The organism is Actinomycetospora lutea, from assembly GCF_028737205.1.
In the GTDB taxonomy this organism is placed as follows: Bacteria; Actinomycetota; Actinomycetes; order Mycobacteriales; family Pseudonocardiaceae; genus Actinomycetospora; species Actinomycetospora lutea.
Genome location: NZ_JAQZAL010000004.1, coordinates 97,139 through 111,390, shown reverse-complemented (window position 1 = coordinate 111,390; position 14,252 = coordinate 97,139). Strand labels below are relative to the sequence as shown.

Here is a 14,252-nt window from a genome sequence, read left to right as displayed (position 1 = left end):
CCAGGAGCTCAGTCACTCACTGTTGCTCCTTCTCGCACCACCACGTGGTGCGGCCCCCGACCGTGCCGCGCACCATCGGCGCGCCACAGCGGGGGCAGGTCTCGTCCTTCGCGCGGTGGGGGATCACCTCGCCGGTGTGCACGCCGCCCTTCGTGATCGCACTGCGGGTGGCCCGGCGCAGCTCGCGGCGGAGGGCGTCGAGCTCCTCGGTCGACAGCTCGCCCGCGGGGCGGGACGGGCTCAGGCGCGCCTGCCACAGTGTCTGGTCGGCCAGCAGGTTGCCGACGCCGGCGAGCACCGACTGGTCGAGCAGCTTCGCCTTGATCGCGACGACGCCCTTGCCGACGCGGGACCGGAACTCGTCGCGGGTGATCTCCGCGGCGTCGGGGCCGAGCGCGTCGACGTCGGGCTCGAGGTGCACGCGCCCGAGGCGGCGCTTGTCGAACAGGCGCAGCTCGCCGCCGTCGTCGAACGTCATGCGGAAGCGATCCCACTCGGGCTTGTCGGGCCGCTCGCCGGGCTTCTTCGGCATGCCGCCGACGTGCGGGTCGCCGCCGGCGTAGAGGCTCTCGGCGTCCCCGGACGGGCCCGTGACGAAGATGCGCCCGCCCATGCCGAGGTGGATGCCGAGGGCCGGCCCGTCTGCGCCGTCGGCGGTGACCGTGTCGCACCACATCGTCTTGCCCCGCCGGTGCGCCGCGGTGAGCCGCCCGCCCTTGAGCGCGTGGTCGATCTCGCCCGGACCGTGCGGGCGGCAGACGAACTCGTCGGTGTCGTCGACGCTCGCGATCACCCGGTCCAGCGCCTTCTCGACGACCTGACGGGCGTTCTCGACCTCGGGGAGCTCCGGCACGCGATCCATTCTGCGGCGTGGCAGCGTGAGCGGCGTGCTGACTCCCGCCGCCATGCTCGCCGTCGCGCTCGAGGAGGCCCGGACCGGTGCGGCCGCCGGTGGTGTCCCGGTCGGCGCGGCGCTGTTCGGCGCCGATGGCGAGCTCCTCGGGCGCGGCCACAACCGGCGCATCCAGGACGGCGACCCCGCCACCCACGGCGAGACCGCCGCGTTCCGCGCCGCCGGGCGCCGCCCGCACTACCGCGACACGACCATGGTCACGACGCTCTCGCCGTGCTGGTTCTGCGCCGGGCTCATCCGCCAGTTCCGCATCCCGCGCCTGGTCGTCGGCGAGGCCGAGAACTTCGGCGGGCAGCACGCCTGGCTCGCCGACCAGGGCGTCGAGGTGTCGGTGCTCGACGACCCGGCCTGCGCGGAGCTGATGGCGCGCTTCGCCGCCGAGCATCCCGAAGCGTGGCTGGAGGACATCGGCGGACCCGAGTAGGAAATCCTCCGCGGGGTCGTGTCGAAACCGGGGACCGCCGTTCGACCTGGGGGCAGAGAAACCCGCTGGCACCCCACCCGGAGGTCACCATGTCCGTCGTCACCGCCCCCGCCGCCGCCACCACCGCGACGTCCTCCCGCGCGAAGGTCCGCGGCCTCGCCGTCGTCGGGGCCGGCGCCGCGGCGCTGGCGGGCTGGAGCGTCGGCGCGCTGCTCGGCGCCGACTACTGGATCACCGACGTGCAGGGCACCGCCCGCGTCGACATCCCCGCGGCCGTCGGCACCACGATCGTCGTCGCGCTGCTCGGCTGGGCGCTGCTGGCGGTGCTCGAGCGGGTCGCCTCCTGGGGCCGCACCGCCTGGACCTGGCTCGCCGTCGGCGTCCTGGCCGTGTCGATGACCCCCATCGGCCTGGTCGCGGCGACCGCGTCGACCCGCATCGGCCTGATGATCGCCCACCTCGCCGTCGCCGCCGTCCTGATCCCCGCGTTCACCCGCCGCTGAGCCCGTCCCGACGTTCCCGGAGGTCATCGTGCGCATCCTCGTCACCCAGTTCATGAGCCTCGACGGCGTCACCCAGGCCCCCGGCGGGCCCGACGAGGACACCGACGGCGGCTTCGCCCACGGCGGCTGGTCGATGCCCTACTTCGACCCGGTGACGATGGGCGCCACATGGGACCGCGCCCTGCGCGAGGCCGACGCGATGCTGTTCGGGCGCCGGACCTGGGAGGTCTCGGCGGCGGCCTGGGCGCCGCAGGCGGGCGACCCGTTCGCCGACCTCCTCAACGCGATGCCGAAGTACGTCGCCTCGCGGACGCTCACCGAGGCCGACATGACGTGGGACCACTCGACGCTCCTGCCCGCGGACGACGCGGTCGGCGCCGTGCGGGAGCTGCGGGAGCGCGAGGACGGCACGCTGCTCGTGCAGGGCAGCGCGTCGCTGGCCGTCCAGCTCGCCGACGCCGATCTCGTCGACGAGTACCGCCTGATGATCGAGCCGATCCTGCTCGGCGGGGGCAAGGGCGTCTTCCCGACGTCCGGCGCCGCCCGGCCGCTCGAGCTGGTCTCCGTCGAGCAGGCCGCGACCGGCGTGCTCATCGCCACCTACCGCGTCGCCCGCTGATCCACGATCTCCGCCACGCACGTGGCGACCGGGCCGTGCGGGTCGGCGGCGACGGCGGCGAGCTCGTCGGGGGTGCCGAGCCCGCGCAGCAGCGTGCGGCAGAACTCGGCGGCGACGTCCTCGGGAGGCAGGCGGCCCTGCGGGTCGAACCACGTCCACATCCAGTGCAGCGAGCCGAACATCTGCAGGCTGCGCAGCCGGGCGTCGCCGGGGACGAACACCCCGGCCTCCTGCCCCTCGCGCAGGACCGCGACGACCAGGTCGCGGTAGGCGTCGCGCTGCGCCCGCGCCGTCTCCATCCCCGGCTCGTGGGTGAGGCGCACGACCTCCCGCTGGAACGCCACGGTGGTGGCGGGCTCGAGGGTGGAGTAGCGCACGCCGGCGTGGACGAACGCCGCGAGACGCTGCTCGGGGGCGGGCAGCCGGGCGAGGAACGCGTGCGCCTCCTCGAGGCGCCGCCCCATGTAGCGCTCCTGGACCTCGGCGAGCATCCGGTCCTTGGTGCCGAAGTGGTGGACGATCGTGCCCTTGCTCATCCCCAGCTCGGTCGCGACGTCGCCGAAGTTGGCGCGGTCGTAGCCGCGCTCGGCGACGTGGCGGGTGAAGGTCGCGAGGATCTCGTCGCGCCGCCCGCCACGGGGGCGGCCCGGGGCCACCACCGGCTCGGCCATCGACACCCCCTTGAAAACTGACCGCACGTACGGGCAGAGTAGCGCAGGTCACGACGGAAACGGGAGGCCGGCGATGGACGGTGGGATCGCCGACTGGATCGCGCGCCGGGCGGTGCGCCGGCCGGGTCACACGGCCCTCGTCGACGTCGCCACCGGCGCCCGCCACGACTACGCCGCGCTCGACCGCCGCGTCGCCGCCAGGGCCGCGGCCCTGGCGGCGCTCGGCGTCGGGGTCGGCACGCGCGTGGCCCTGCTCGGCGAGAACTCCGCCGCCTACCTCGAGTGGCTCTTCGGCGCGGCGCGCCTCGGCGCGGTGGCCGTGCCGGTGAACCACCGCCTCGCACCCGCCGAGGTCGCGCACGTGCTGGGCGACTCGGGCGCCACGGTGCTCGTGCGCTCGACGGCGTTCGCGGCGCTGGCGGAGGGATCGTCGGCGCAGCTGCGCGGGCCGGCGCCGTCGGTCGTCGAGCTGGGCGAGGAGCCGGGCGACGGCACCGTCGCGGCGCACCCGGCCGCGGGCGACGACCCCTGCGTGATCATGTACACCTCGGGCACCACGGGCGTCCCGAAGGGCGCCGTGCTCACGCACGACAACATGCTGTGGAACGCGATCAACATGGTCACCGCGGGCCCCGGCATCGGCGGCTCCGACGTGACGATCGCGGCGGCGCCCCTGTTCCACATCGGCGCGCTCGGGCTCTCCGCGCTCCCCCTGCTCTACGCCGGCGGCACCGTGGTCGTCGTACCGTCGTTCGACCCCGCGGCGTTCGCCGAGCTCATGGCCGCCGAGGGCGTCACCACCCAGTTCCTCGTGCCCGCGATGTGGGCGGCGCTGACCCGGCTGCCGTCCCTGCCGCCGCAGCCGTCGCTGCGCTGGGCGATCTCGGGCGGGGCCCCGTGCCCCGTCACCGTCATCGAGCACTTCACCGGCCTCGGCTGGACGTTCACCGAGGGCTTCGGGATGACCGAGCTGTCCCCGGCCGCGCTCTTCCTCGACGCCGCCGACGTGCTCACCCACGCGGGCTCGGTCGGGCGCCCGTTCCTGCACGTCGACGCGCGGCTGGTCTCCCCGAGCGGGGAGGACGTCGGCGTCGGCGAGGTCGGCGAGCTGGTGCTGCGCGGCCCGACCGTGTTCTCCGGCTACTGGAACCGCCCGGAGGCGACCGCCGAGGTGCTGCGCGACCGGTGGTTCCACTCCGGAGACCTGGGCGTCCGCGACGCCGAGGGCTTCGTGACGCTCGTCGACCGCAAGAAGGACATGATCATCACGGGCGGCGAGAACGTCTACCCCGTCGAGGTCGAGCAGGTCCTGCACCGCCACCCGGCGATCGCCGACGTCGCGGTCGTCGGGGTCGGCGACGCGCAGTGGGGCGAGACGGTGCTGGCGGTCGTGGTGGCGTCCGGCGCGCTGGATCCCGACGAGGTGATCGCCTTCGCCCGCGAGCGCATCGCCCACTTCAAGGCACCCCGGCGCGTCGAGATCGTCGACGAGCTGCCGCGCAACGCCACCGGCAAGCTGCTCAAGCGGGTCCTGCGCGAGCAGTTCACCGGGCAGGCCGAGGCGGTCCGCCGGTGACGGGGTCGGCGACGGGATCGGGCGAGGGAGTCCCTGGCTGCGTGGGAAGCAGCGAGGGTCACCCTCGCTGCTCCGGCTCCGCGCACGACGCGTGGTCGACGCCGGAGCGGCGGGCGCTGCGGGAGCTGGTCGCCGACTTCACGGCGCGCGAGATCGTCCCCCACCTCGACCGGTGGGAGGACGAGGGCGCGCTGCCGCGCTCGCTGCACGAGCGCGCCGGGGCGCTGGGCCTGCTCGAGCTGGGCTTCCCCGCGGCCGCGGGCGGGGTCGGCGAGCACCTCGACGCGTGCCTCGTCGCCGAGCAGCTGATCCTCTCCGGCGGGTCGAGCGGGGTGTGCGCGGGCCTGTTCACCCACGGCATCGGGGTCCCGCACATCGCGACCGCGGGCGACCCCGACCAGATCGCGCGGTTCGTGGCGCCGGCACTCGCCGGGCGGGCGATCAGCGCGCTCGGCATCACGGAGCCCGAGGCGGGCTCCGACGTCGCGGCGATCAGCACCCGCGCCCGCCGCGAGGGCGACGAGTACGTCGTCGACGGCGCCAAGACCTTCATCACCTCGGGGACGCGCGCGGACTTCGTCACCACGGCGGTGCGCACCGGCGGCGCGGGCCACCGCGGCATCTCCCTGCTGGTGATCGAGACCGACCGTCCCGGTGTGTCGCGCTCGCGGCTGCGCAAGATGGGCTGGCACTGCAGCGACACCGCGGAGCTGCGCTTCGACGGGGTGCGGGTGCCGGCGGCGAACCTCGTCGGCGCCGAGGGCACCGGCTTCCGCCAGATCATGGTCAACTTCGCGGCGGAGCGGCTGTCGATGGCCGTGCAGGCGTACGCGACCGCGCAGCGCTGCGTCGACCTGACGATCGCGTGGGCCCGCTCGCGCCGGACGTTCGGCTCGGCACTCGCGCAGCGCCAGGTCGTGCGGCACCAGATCGCCGGGATGGCCCGCGAGGCCACTGTGGCGCGGACCTACGTCCGGGACGTGCTGGCGCGCTGGCAGGCCGGGGAGGACGTCGTCACCGAGCTCGCGATGGCCAAGAACACCGCGGTCGCGGCGTGCGACGCCGTCGTCGACCGTGCCGTCCAGCTGCACGGAGGGATGGGCTACATGCACGGCGCGGAGGTCGAGCGCCACTACCGCGACGCGCGGATCCTCGGGATCGGCGGCGGGGCGACCGAGATCATGGACGAGGTCGTGGCGGGGCGTCTGGGGCTGGACGGATGAGCGCGCCGTCCGTGCAGGAGCTGCTCACCGACCTCGACGCCGAGCGCGCGGCGGTGATGGCGATCGTGCGCGAGCTGCCGCGCGACTCGTGGACGCTGCCCACGCGCGCCGAGCCCTGGACGGTGCGCGACCAGATCGCCCACCTCGGCTGGTTCGACGGGGCGTTCGCGCGGGCGATCTCGACGCCGGCGGAGTTCGAGGCCGAGCGCGACGCGATCACCGACATCGCGGGCTACGTGGACCGGACGCTGCGCGAGGTCCCGGAGGTCGGGCCGGCGGCGCTCGCCTACTGGCAGGACGCCGCCCGGGCGTTCGACCGTGCCGCCCGCGCGTGCGACCCCTCGGCGCGCCTGCCCTGGTACGGCCCGTCGATGTCGCTGCGCTCGGCGATCACCAGCCGGATCATGGAGACCTGGGCGCACGGCGGCGACGTCGCCGACGCCGTCGGGGCGCGGCTCGCGCCGACCGACCGGCTGCGCCACGTCGCCGACATCGCCGTCCGCGCCCGCGCGCAGGGCTACCGGGTCCGGGGCCGCGAGGTCCCCGACGTGCCGGTCCGCATCGAGCTCACCGGCCCCTCGGGCGACGTGTGGCGATGGGGCGAGGGCAGGGAGGACGGCGGGGACGCGATCACCGGCGACGCCGAGAAGTTCTGCCTCGTGCTCGTGCGCCGGCGCCACGTCGACGACACGTCGCTGGAGATCACCGGCGACGCCGCGCGCGAATGGATGGAGCTCGGCCAGGCGTTCGCGGGGACGCCGGGGAAGGACCCTGTTCGCGCATGACGGACACGAAGCGCAGCGGAGCTGGACCGTCGATCCGCATGCCCGACGTCTCGCCGGCGGCCGTCCTCGGCTCGCGGCTGGAGCCCGCGTCGCCGGAGTACGCCGCCGACCGCGCCGCGATGCTCGACGCCCTCGCCGGGGTCGACGAGGTCGCCGCGACGGTGCTGGCCGCCGGCGGCGCCAGGTACGTCGAGCGCCACCACGACCGCGGCCGCCTCACCGCCCGCGAGCGCGTCGACCTGCTGCTCGACCCCGACGCCGCGTTCCTCGAGATCGGCGCGCTCGCCGGGGCGCACGAGCCGGACCTGACGACGCCGGGCGCGGGCCTCGTCGTCGGCATCGGGGCGGTCAGCGGCGTCGAGTGCATGGTGGTCGCGAACGAGCCGACGGTGAAGGGCGGCTCGATCACCCCGATCGGCGTCACCAAGCAGCTGCGCGCGCTGGAGATCGCCGAGCGCAACCGGCTGCCGGTGGTCGCGCTGGTCGAGTCCGGCGGCGCCGACCTCCCGCGCCAGGCCGACCTGTTCGTCCCCGGCGGGCGCACGTTCCGCGAGATGACGCGCCTGTCCGCGGCGGGCATCCCGACGATCGCCGTCGTCTTCGGCTCCTCGACCGCCGGCGGGGCGTACATGCCGGGGATGAGCGAGTACACGGTGTTCGTCCGCGGGCAGGCCACCGTCTACCTGGGCGGCCCGCCGCTGGTGAAGATGGCGATCAACGAGGACGTCGACGACGAGACCCTCGGCGGCGCGGAGATGCACGCCCGCGAGTCCGGGCTCGCCGACCACCTCGCCGCCGACGAGCGCGACGCCCTGCGGATCGGGCGGCGGATCGTCGCCGACCTGGGCTGGCGCAAGGCCGGGCCGGGGCCGTCGTTGCCTCCGGACCCACCGGTGTTGCCCGCCGAGCAACTGCTCGCGTGTGCGGCGTCGGACGCGAAGAGGAGCGTCGAGGTGCGCGACGTCCTCGCCCGGGTGCTCGACGGCTCGCGGTTCGACGAGCACAAGCCGCTCTACGGCACGACGCTCGTCTGTGGCTGGGGATCGATCGGGGGCTTCCCGGTCGGCGTGCTCGCGAACAACGGGATCCTGTTCTCCGAGGAGTCGCAGAAGGGCGCCCAGTTCGTCCAGCTCGCGAACGCCCGGTCGATCCCGCTGCTGTTCGTCCAGAACATCACCGGGTTCATGGTCGGCTCCGCCTACGAGCGCGGGGGGATCATCAAGGACGGCGCCAAGCTGATCAACGCGGTGTCGAACTCCGAGGTCCCGCACCTGACGCTGATGGTCGGCGCGTCCTACGGCGCCGGGAACTACGGCATGTCCGGGCGCGCCTACGACCCGCGCTTCGTCTTCACCTGGCCCAACCACCGCATCGCGGTCATGGGCGGCGCGCAGCTCGCCGGCGTCATGTCGATGGTGCAGCGGCGCTCGGCGGAACGGGCGGGGCGCGAGTACTCCGAGGAGGCCGACGCCGCCACGCGCACGGCGATCGAGGACGCCGTCGAGGCGCAGTCGAACGCCGTCTACGCGTCGGGACGGATGTGGGACGACGGGGTCATCGACCCGCGCGACACCCGCACCGTGCTGGGGTTGGCGCTGTCGGCCGTCCACTCGGCCCCGATCGCCGGCGCGACCCGCTTCGCGCCGTTCCGGATGTGAGGACATGATCAGCACGCTGCTCGTCGCCAACCGCGGCGAGATCGCGCGTCGGGTGATCCGCGGCGCGCGCACGCTCGGCATCCGCACGGTCGCGATCTACTCCGAGCCCGACGCCGCCGCCCCGCACGTCGCCGAGGCCGACCGGGCCGTGGCGCTGCGCGGGTCGACGAGCGCCGAGACCTACCTCGACGTCGACCAGGTGCTCGCCGCCGCGCGGGCCACCGGCGCCGACGCCGTACATCCCGGCTACGGCTTCCTCTCGGAGAACGCGTCCTTCGCGCGCGCCTGCGCCGACGCCGGGCTGACGTGGGTCGGCCCGGCGCCGGCGTCGATCGAGACGATGGGCGTCAAGCACACCGCCAAGGTGCTGGCCCGCGAGGCCGGGGTCCCGACGCTGCCCGACGCCCTGCTCTCCGGCGGGGGCACCGCCGAGTGGGCCCGGGCCGCCGAGGATGTCGGCTTCCCGCTGCTGGTCAAGGCGAGCGCGGGCGGCGGGGGCACCGGGATGCGGGAGGTCCGTTCGGCGGCCGGCCTGGCCGATGCCGTCCGTTCCGCCCGCGCCGAGGCGGGCCGCAGCTTCGGCGACGACACCGTCTTCCTCGAGCGCCTGCTCGACGCCCCGCGCCACATCGAGATCCAGGTCCTCGGCGACGCGCACGGGCACGTCGTGCACCTCGGCGAGCGCGAGTGCTCGATCCAGCGCCGTCATCAGAAGGTCGTCGAGGAGGCGCCGTCGCCGGCCGTGTCGCCGGAGCTGCGCGAGCGGATGGGCGCCACGGCCGTGGCGCTCGCCGAGCGGCTCGGCTACGTCGGCGCCGGGACCGTCGAGTTCCTCCTGGATGACACGGCCGGGGACTTCTTCTTCCTCGAGATGAACACACGCCTGCAGGTCGAGCACCCCGTCACCGAGGAGGTGTACGGCGTCGACCTCGTCGCGCTCCAGCTCGCGATCGCCGACGGGGAGCCGCTGCCGTTCACGCAGGAGGACCTGCAGCCGACCGGCCACGCCGTCGAGGTGCGCCTCTACGCCGAGGACCCGGCCGCGGGCGACCGCCCCAGCCCCGGGACGCTGCACCGCTACCGCCACGACCAGGACCTGCGCTGGGAGGACGCGCTCGGGACGTCGGGCGAGGTCAGCGCCTTCTACGACCCGATGATCGCCAAGGTGATCGCGCACGCCCCGACGCGCGCCGCCGCCGCCCGACGCCTCGCCGCCGGGCTCGCGCAGGCCGAGATCCACGGCCCGGCGACCAACCGCGACCTGCTCGTCGCCGTCCTGCGCGACCCCGACTTCCTCGCCGGCGCGACCCGCACCGACTTCCTCGAGCGCCACGCCGGCCTCCGCACCCCGGAGCCCGCGACCCCGCGCGTCGTGCACCTCGCCGCGGCCGTCGCCTGCACGACGGCGGCGCGCCGGGAGCACGACCCCCTCGCCCACCTCGCCCCACCCGGCTGGCGCCTCCTGCGCGGCGCCCCCAGGCCCGCGATCACCTGGGAGGGGCCGGACGGCGAGGTCGTCCCCGCGCTCGAGGGCGTCGGCCTGCGCGACGTCTCCCCGGACGGCGCGCGGGTCACCCTCGACGGCGTCGAGTACCGCTGCCGCGTCGCCCACCACGCCGGTGTCGCGTACGTCGACGACGGCGAGGGCCACAGCGCGTGGCGCGAGGTGCCGCGCCTGCCCGCCCCCGACGCCGCCGCGGGCGGGGCCGGGCCGGTCAGCGAGGTCCCGGGCACCGTGGTCGAGGTGCTCGTGACCGAGGGCGAGCACGTCGTCGCAGGTCAGAAGCTCGTCGTGCTCGAGGCCATGAAGATGGAGCACCCGGCCCTGGCCGCCGCCGACGGCATCGTGGAGAGCGTGCACGTCGCGGTCGGCCAGTACGTCGAGGCGCACGCCACGCTCGTCACGCTGGGGGCGCCCGAGTGATCGCCATCGCCAACATCTCCGGCTTCTACGGCGACCGGCTCGCCGCGGCCCGCGAGATCGTCGACGCGCACCTCGCGGGTTTCGTCCACGTCGACGTCCTCACCGGCGACTGGCTCGCCGAGCTGACGATGGGCCTGCTCGCCAAGCAGCGCGAGCGCGGCAAGGGCGGCTGGGCGACGACGTTCGTGCGCCAGATGCAGGACGTGCTCGCCGACTGCCTGGACGCCGGCATCCTCGTCGTCGCGAACGCCGGCGGCCTCGACCCCGCGGGCTGCGCCGCCGAGATCGCCGCGATCGACGACCGCGCCCGTGTCGCCTGGGTCGGCGGCGACGACGTCACCGACGTCGTCGCCGGCCTGCCCGCCGAGCAGACCGCGCACCTCGAGACGGGCGAGCCGATCCCCGAGAAGCCGGTGGTCGCCAACGCCTACCTCGGCTGCCGTGGGATCGTCTCGGCGCTCGAGGCCGGGGCGAACGTCGTCGTCACCGGGCGGGTCACCGACGCCGCGGTGGTCGTCGGGCCGGCCGCGTGGCGCCACGGGTGGGGTCCCGACGATCTCGACGCGCTCGCCGGCGCGGTCGTCGCCGGGCACGTCATCGAGTGCGGCGCGCAGGCCACCGGCGGCAACTTCTCGTTCGCCGGCGAGCTCGCCGGCACCGAGCACGTGGGCCTGCCGGTCGCGGAGATCGAGGCCGACGGTTCGGCGGTGATCACCAAGGCGGCGGGGACGGGCGGCGCGGTCACCGTGGAGACGGTCACCGCGCAGCTGCTCTACGAGGTCGACGGGCCGCGCTACCTGACGCCCGACGTCGTGGCGCGGCTCGACACGGTGACGCTCGCGCAGGAGGCGCCCGACCGCGTGCGGATGGCGGGCACGCGCGGCGAGGCGCCGCCGGCCACCGTCAAGGTCGGCGCGGTCGTGCCCGCCGGCTGGCACAACGAGATGACCTTCGTCCTCACCGGGCTCGACGTGGAGGCCAAGGCGGAGCACGCGCTCGCCGCGCTCTGGGCCGGCGTGCCGGGCGGGCGCGAGGCCTTCGAGCGCGTCGAGACCCGGCTGCTGCGCGCCGACCGCGAGGACCCGGCGCGCATGACCGAGGCGGTCTCCCTGCTCACCGTGGCCGTCGCGGGCAGCAGGGACGCGTGCGCGCGACTCTCCCGGGCGGCCGTCGAGACCGCGCTGAGCGGCTACCCCGGCTTCTTCGCCACCACCCCGCCGGGCCCGGGCAGCGCCGCCAGCGTGTTCTGGCCGATCCTCCTGCCCGCCGCGGACCTGCCCCAGCTCGTCGGCCTCGACGACCGGACGTGGACGGTGCCCGCGCCCGCGCCCTCGGGGAGCGAGGGACTCCCTGAGTGCGTGACAGGCAGCGAAGGTGACCCTCGCTCCGCCACCCCCCGCACCACCACCACCCGCACCACCCGCACCACCACCCGCGCCCCCCTCGGTCGCCTGGTGGGCGCGCGCTCCGGCGACAAGGGCGGCAACGCGACGCTCGGGCTCTGGGCGCGCGACGACGAGGCGTACGCCTGGCTCGCGAGCTGGTGGGACGACGAGCACGTCGCGTGGCTGCTGGGCGAGGACGCCGCCGGCTGCGGGCGGCGGCTGTGGGCGTTCCCGGCGCTGCGCGCGGTGGGCGTCACCGTCGTCGGTCTCCTGGGGCGCGGGGTGGCCGACAACCTCGCGCTCGACCCGCAGGCCAAGGGGCTCGGCGAGTTCGTCCGGGCCCGTCACGTGGACATCCCCGAGGAGCTGCTGCAATGAAGGTCGACGCCACCGTGGTCACCGGCGGGCTCAGCGCGTTCGCCGACGACGCGGTCACCGCGGAGAAAGCCGGCTACGACGCCGTCTGGGCGTCGGAGACCCAGCACGACCCCGCCGTGATGATCACGCTCGCGGCCACCCGCACCGAGCGCATCACCCTCGGCACGGCGATCACCGTCGCGTTCGCCCGCACGCCGATGACGACCGCGATGACCGCCAACGACCTGCACCAGATCACCGGCGGCCGCTACATCCTCGGGCTCGGCACGCAGATCAAGCCGCACGTCACCAAGCGCTTCTCGATGCCGTGGTCGCGGCCCGCCGACCGGATGCACGAGTACATCCGCGCCGTCCGCGCGATCTGGGACGCCTGGGCGACCGGCGAGCGCCTCGACTTCCGCGGCGAGTTCTACACGCACACGCTGATGACGCCGTTCTTCTCGCCCGGTCCGAACCCCTGCGGCAACCCCCCGATCCACCTCGCCGGCGTCGGCCCGCGCATGACGGCGGTGGCGGGCGAGGTCGCCGACGGGTTCATGGCGCACGCGTTCTCGACCGAGCGCTACCTGCACGAGGTGACGCTGCCGTCCCTGCACCAGGGCTTCGAGAGAGCGGGCAAGGACGGCACCGGCTTCGAGTTCTCGGCGACCGCGCTGATCGCCACCGGGAACACCGAGGAGGAGTTCGCGGCGTCCGTGCAGGACGTGCGCCGCCAGGTCGCGTTCTACGGGTCGACGCCCGCGTACCACCCGGTGCTCGAGCTGCACGGCTGGGGCGACCTCGCCCGCGAGCTCAACACCTTGTCGAAGCGGGCGGCCACGGATCCGACTCAGTGGCACGCCATGGGCGAGGCCGTCGACGACGAGGTCCTGCACACCATCGCGATCGTCGCCGAGCCCGACGAGGTCGGGCCCGCCCTCGAGGCGCGCTTCGGCGGCATCGCCCAGCGCATCCCGCTCTACGCGCCGTCCGGATCGCAGACCGACCGCTGGGGCCCGGCCCTGGCGCACCTGCAGGGAGTGACGTAATGGTCGCGTTCACCGAGGAGCACCAGGCGTTCCGCAAGACCGTGCGGACGTTCGTCGAGCGGGAGATCGACCCGTACGTCGACCAGTGGGAGCGCGACGAGCGCATGCCCACCCACGAGCTGTTCGCCAAGCTCGGCGAGCTGGGCGTCCTGGGGCTCGAGTACGACCCCGCGTACGGGGGCGGCGGCGCCGACCACCTGTTCTCGGTGGTCCTGGCCGAGGAGATCGGGCGCGCCGACGCCGCCGGGGTCGGCCTGGCGATCGCCGTGCAGACCGACATGGCGACGCCGTCGCTGGCGCGCTTCGGGAGCCACGAGCTCAAGGAGCGCTACCTCGCCCCGGCGATCCGCGGCGAGCACGTCACGGCCATCGCCGTCACCGAGCCCGACGCCGGGTCGGACGTCGCCGGCCTGCGCACCCGCGCCGTCCGCGACGGCGACGAGTGGGTGATCCACGGCTCGAAGCTCTACATCACCAACGGGGTGCAGGCGGACTGGCTGTGCCTGCTCGCGCGCACGTCGGACGAGGGCCCCACGAACACAGCGCGCGGGATGTCGCAGATCGTCGTGCCGACGGACACGCCCGGGGTGTCCGTGTCGCGGACGCTCGACAAGCTGGGCAACCGCTGCTCGGACACCGCGGAGCTGTCGTTCGACGGTGCCCGTGTCCCCGTGGGCAACACCATCGGGCGCGAGGGCCGCGGCTTCCAGCAGCAGATGGCGCAGTTCCAGAACGAGCGCATGGTCGCCTGCTACGGCCGCGTCGGCGCCTGCGAGCGGGCCCTCGACCGCACCGCGGCCTACCTGCGCAAGCGGCACGCGTTCGGCGGCCCGCTGATCACCAACCAGTACCTGAGCTACCAGCTCGCCGAGCTCTACGCCCGCGTGGACATGTGCCGGCACTACAACTACGCGTGCGCCGAGGCGTACATGCGCGGCGAGGACACCTCGCGGTTCGCGACCATCGCCAAGCTCGCGATCGGGCGGCTCTGCGAGGACGTGGCCCGCACGTGCCTGCAGTACCACGGCGGGCTGGGCTACATCGAGGAGACGTGGACCGCGCGGTTCCTGCGCGACATGCGGATCACCTCGATCGGCGGCGGCGCCGACGAGGTCATGCTCCGGGTGATCGCCAAGATGCACGGCATGTAGGGCCGTTCTGCGTA

The 14,252-nt window shown here is 74.6% G+C and carries 13 protein-coding genes; 11 read left to right on the top strand and 2 right to left on the bottom strand.

Annotated features, from left to right (window positions below; genetic code table 11):
- Positions 1 to 16 precede the first annotated feature (16 nt).
- The gene (locus PHK61_RS06390; protein ID WP_274280140.1) at positions 17 to 862 is read right to left on the bottom strand and encodes an Fpg/Nei family DNA glycosylase; all 846 of its coding nucleotides are present in this window, start codon (positions 860 to 862) and stop codon (positions 17 to 19) included.
- A gap of 43 nt (positions 863 to 905) precedes the next feature.
- Here PHK61_RS06390 and PHK61_RS06385 point away from each other — a divergent pair, with 43 nt between their 5' ends.
- The 3 genes from PHK61_RS06385 to PHK61_RS06375 all read left to right on the top strand — a co-directional run bounded on the left by PHK61_RS06385 (position 906) and on the right by PHK61_RS06375 (position 2,459).
- A complete protein-coding gene (locus PHK61_RS06385) occupies positions 906 to 1,337 on the top strand; it encodes a nucleoside deaminase (protein WP_274280308.1) in 432 nt (143 codons plus the stop codon).
- A gap of 89 nt (positions 1,338 to 1,426) precedes the next feature.
- Positions 1,427 to 1,840: a DUF6069 family protein gene (locus PHK61_RS06380; protein WP_274280139.1), complete on the top strand. Its 414-nt coding sequence runs from the start codon at positions 1,427 to 1,429 to the stop codon at positions 1,838 to 1,840.
- A 28-nt stretch (positions 1,841 to 1,868) separates the two neighbouring features.
- Positions 1,869 to 2,459 carry a dihydrofolate reductase family protein gene (locus PHK61_RS06375; protein WP_274280138.1) on the top strand — a complete coding sequence of 197 codons (591 nt, stop codon included), beginning with the start codon at positions 1,869 to 1,871 and terminating at the stop codon, positions 2,457 to 2,459.
- On the opposite strand, the gene PHK61_RS06370 is transcribed toward PHK61_RS06375, so the two are convergent.
- Entirely contained in the window at positions 2,441 to 3,130 is a 690-nt protein-coding gene (locus tag PHK61_RS06370) for a TetR/AcrR family transcriptional regulator (RefSeq protein ID WP_274280137.1), read from the bottom strand. The genes PHK61_RS06375 and PHK61_RS06370 overlap by 19 nt on opposite strands.
- Before the next feature lie 73 nt (positions 3,131 to 3,203).
- Between PHK61_RS06370 and PHK61_RS06365 the strand changes: the two genes are divergently transcribed.
- The 8 genes from PHK61_RS06365 to PHK61_RS06330 are packed head-to-tail and all read left to right on the top strand — an operon-like array spanning position 3,204 to position 14,238.
- Complete coding sequence (locus PHK61_RS06365; protein ID WP_274280136.1) at positions 3,204 to 4,706, top strand: acyl-CoA synthetase; 1,503 nt, start codon at positions 3,204 to 3,206, stop codon at positions 4,704 to 4,706.
- Positions 4,707 to 4,747: 41 nt separating this feature from the next.
- Positions 4,748 to 5,929, top strand: coding sequence for an acyl-CoA dehydrogenase family protein (locus tag PHK61_RS06360; RefSeq protein WP_274280135.1), 1,182 nt, complete (start codon positions 4,748 to 4,750; stop codon positions 5,927 to 5,929).
- On the top strand, positions 5,926 to 6,714 hold the full coding sequence (locus PHK61_RS06355; protein WP_274280134.1) for a TIGR03084 family metal-binding protein: 789 nt from the start codon (positions 5,926 to 5,928) through the stop codon (positions 6,712 to 6,714). Before PHK61_RS06360 ends, PHK61_RS06355 begins: the two co-directional genes overlap by 4 nt.
- A complete protein-coding gene (locus PHK61_RS06350; protein WP_420791360.1) occupies positions 6,711 to 8,372 on the top strand; it encodes an acyl-CoA carboxylase subunit beta in 1,662 nt (553 codons plus the stop codon). Before PHK61_RS06355 ends, PHK61_RS06350 begins: the two co-directional genes overlap by 4 nt.
- 4 nt (positions 8,373 to 8,376) lie before the next feature.
- Positions 8,377 to 10,296 (top strand): ATP-binding protein, encoded by a 1,920-nt coding sequence (locus tag PHK61_RS06345; protein WP_274280133.1) that lies wholly within the window; start codon positions 8,377 to 8,379, stop codon positions 10,294 to 10,296.
- Complete coding sequence (locus PHK61_RS06340) at positions 10,293 to 12,059, top strand: acyclic terpene utilization AtuA family protein (protein WP_274280132.1); 1,767 nt, start codon at positions 10,293 to 10,295, stop codon at positions 12,057 to 12,059. The genes PHK61_RS06345 and PHK61_RS06340 overlap by 4 nt, the downstream gene beginning before the upstream one ends.
- On the top strand, positions 12,056 to 13,087 hold the full coding sequence (locus tag PHK61_RS06335) for a TIGR03617 family F420-dependent LLM class oxidoreductase (RefSeq protein ID WP_274280131.1): 1,032 nt from the start codon (positions 12,056 to 12,058) through the stop codon (positions 13,085 to 13,087). Before PHK61_RS06340 ends, PHK61_RS06335 begins: the two co-directional genes overlap by 4 nt.
- Positions 13,087 to 14,238 carry an acyl-CoA dehydrogenase family protein gene (locus PHK61_RS06330; RefSeq protein ID WP_274280130.1) on the top strand — a complete coding sequence of 384 codons (1,152 nt, stop codon included), beginning with the start codon at positions 13,087 to 13,089 and terminating at the stop codon, positions 14,236 to 14,238. The genes PHK61_RS06335 and PHK61_RS06330 overlap by 1 nt, the downstream gene beginning before the upstream one ends.
- Positions 14,239 to 14,252: the final 14 nt, after the last annotated feature.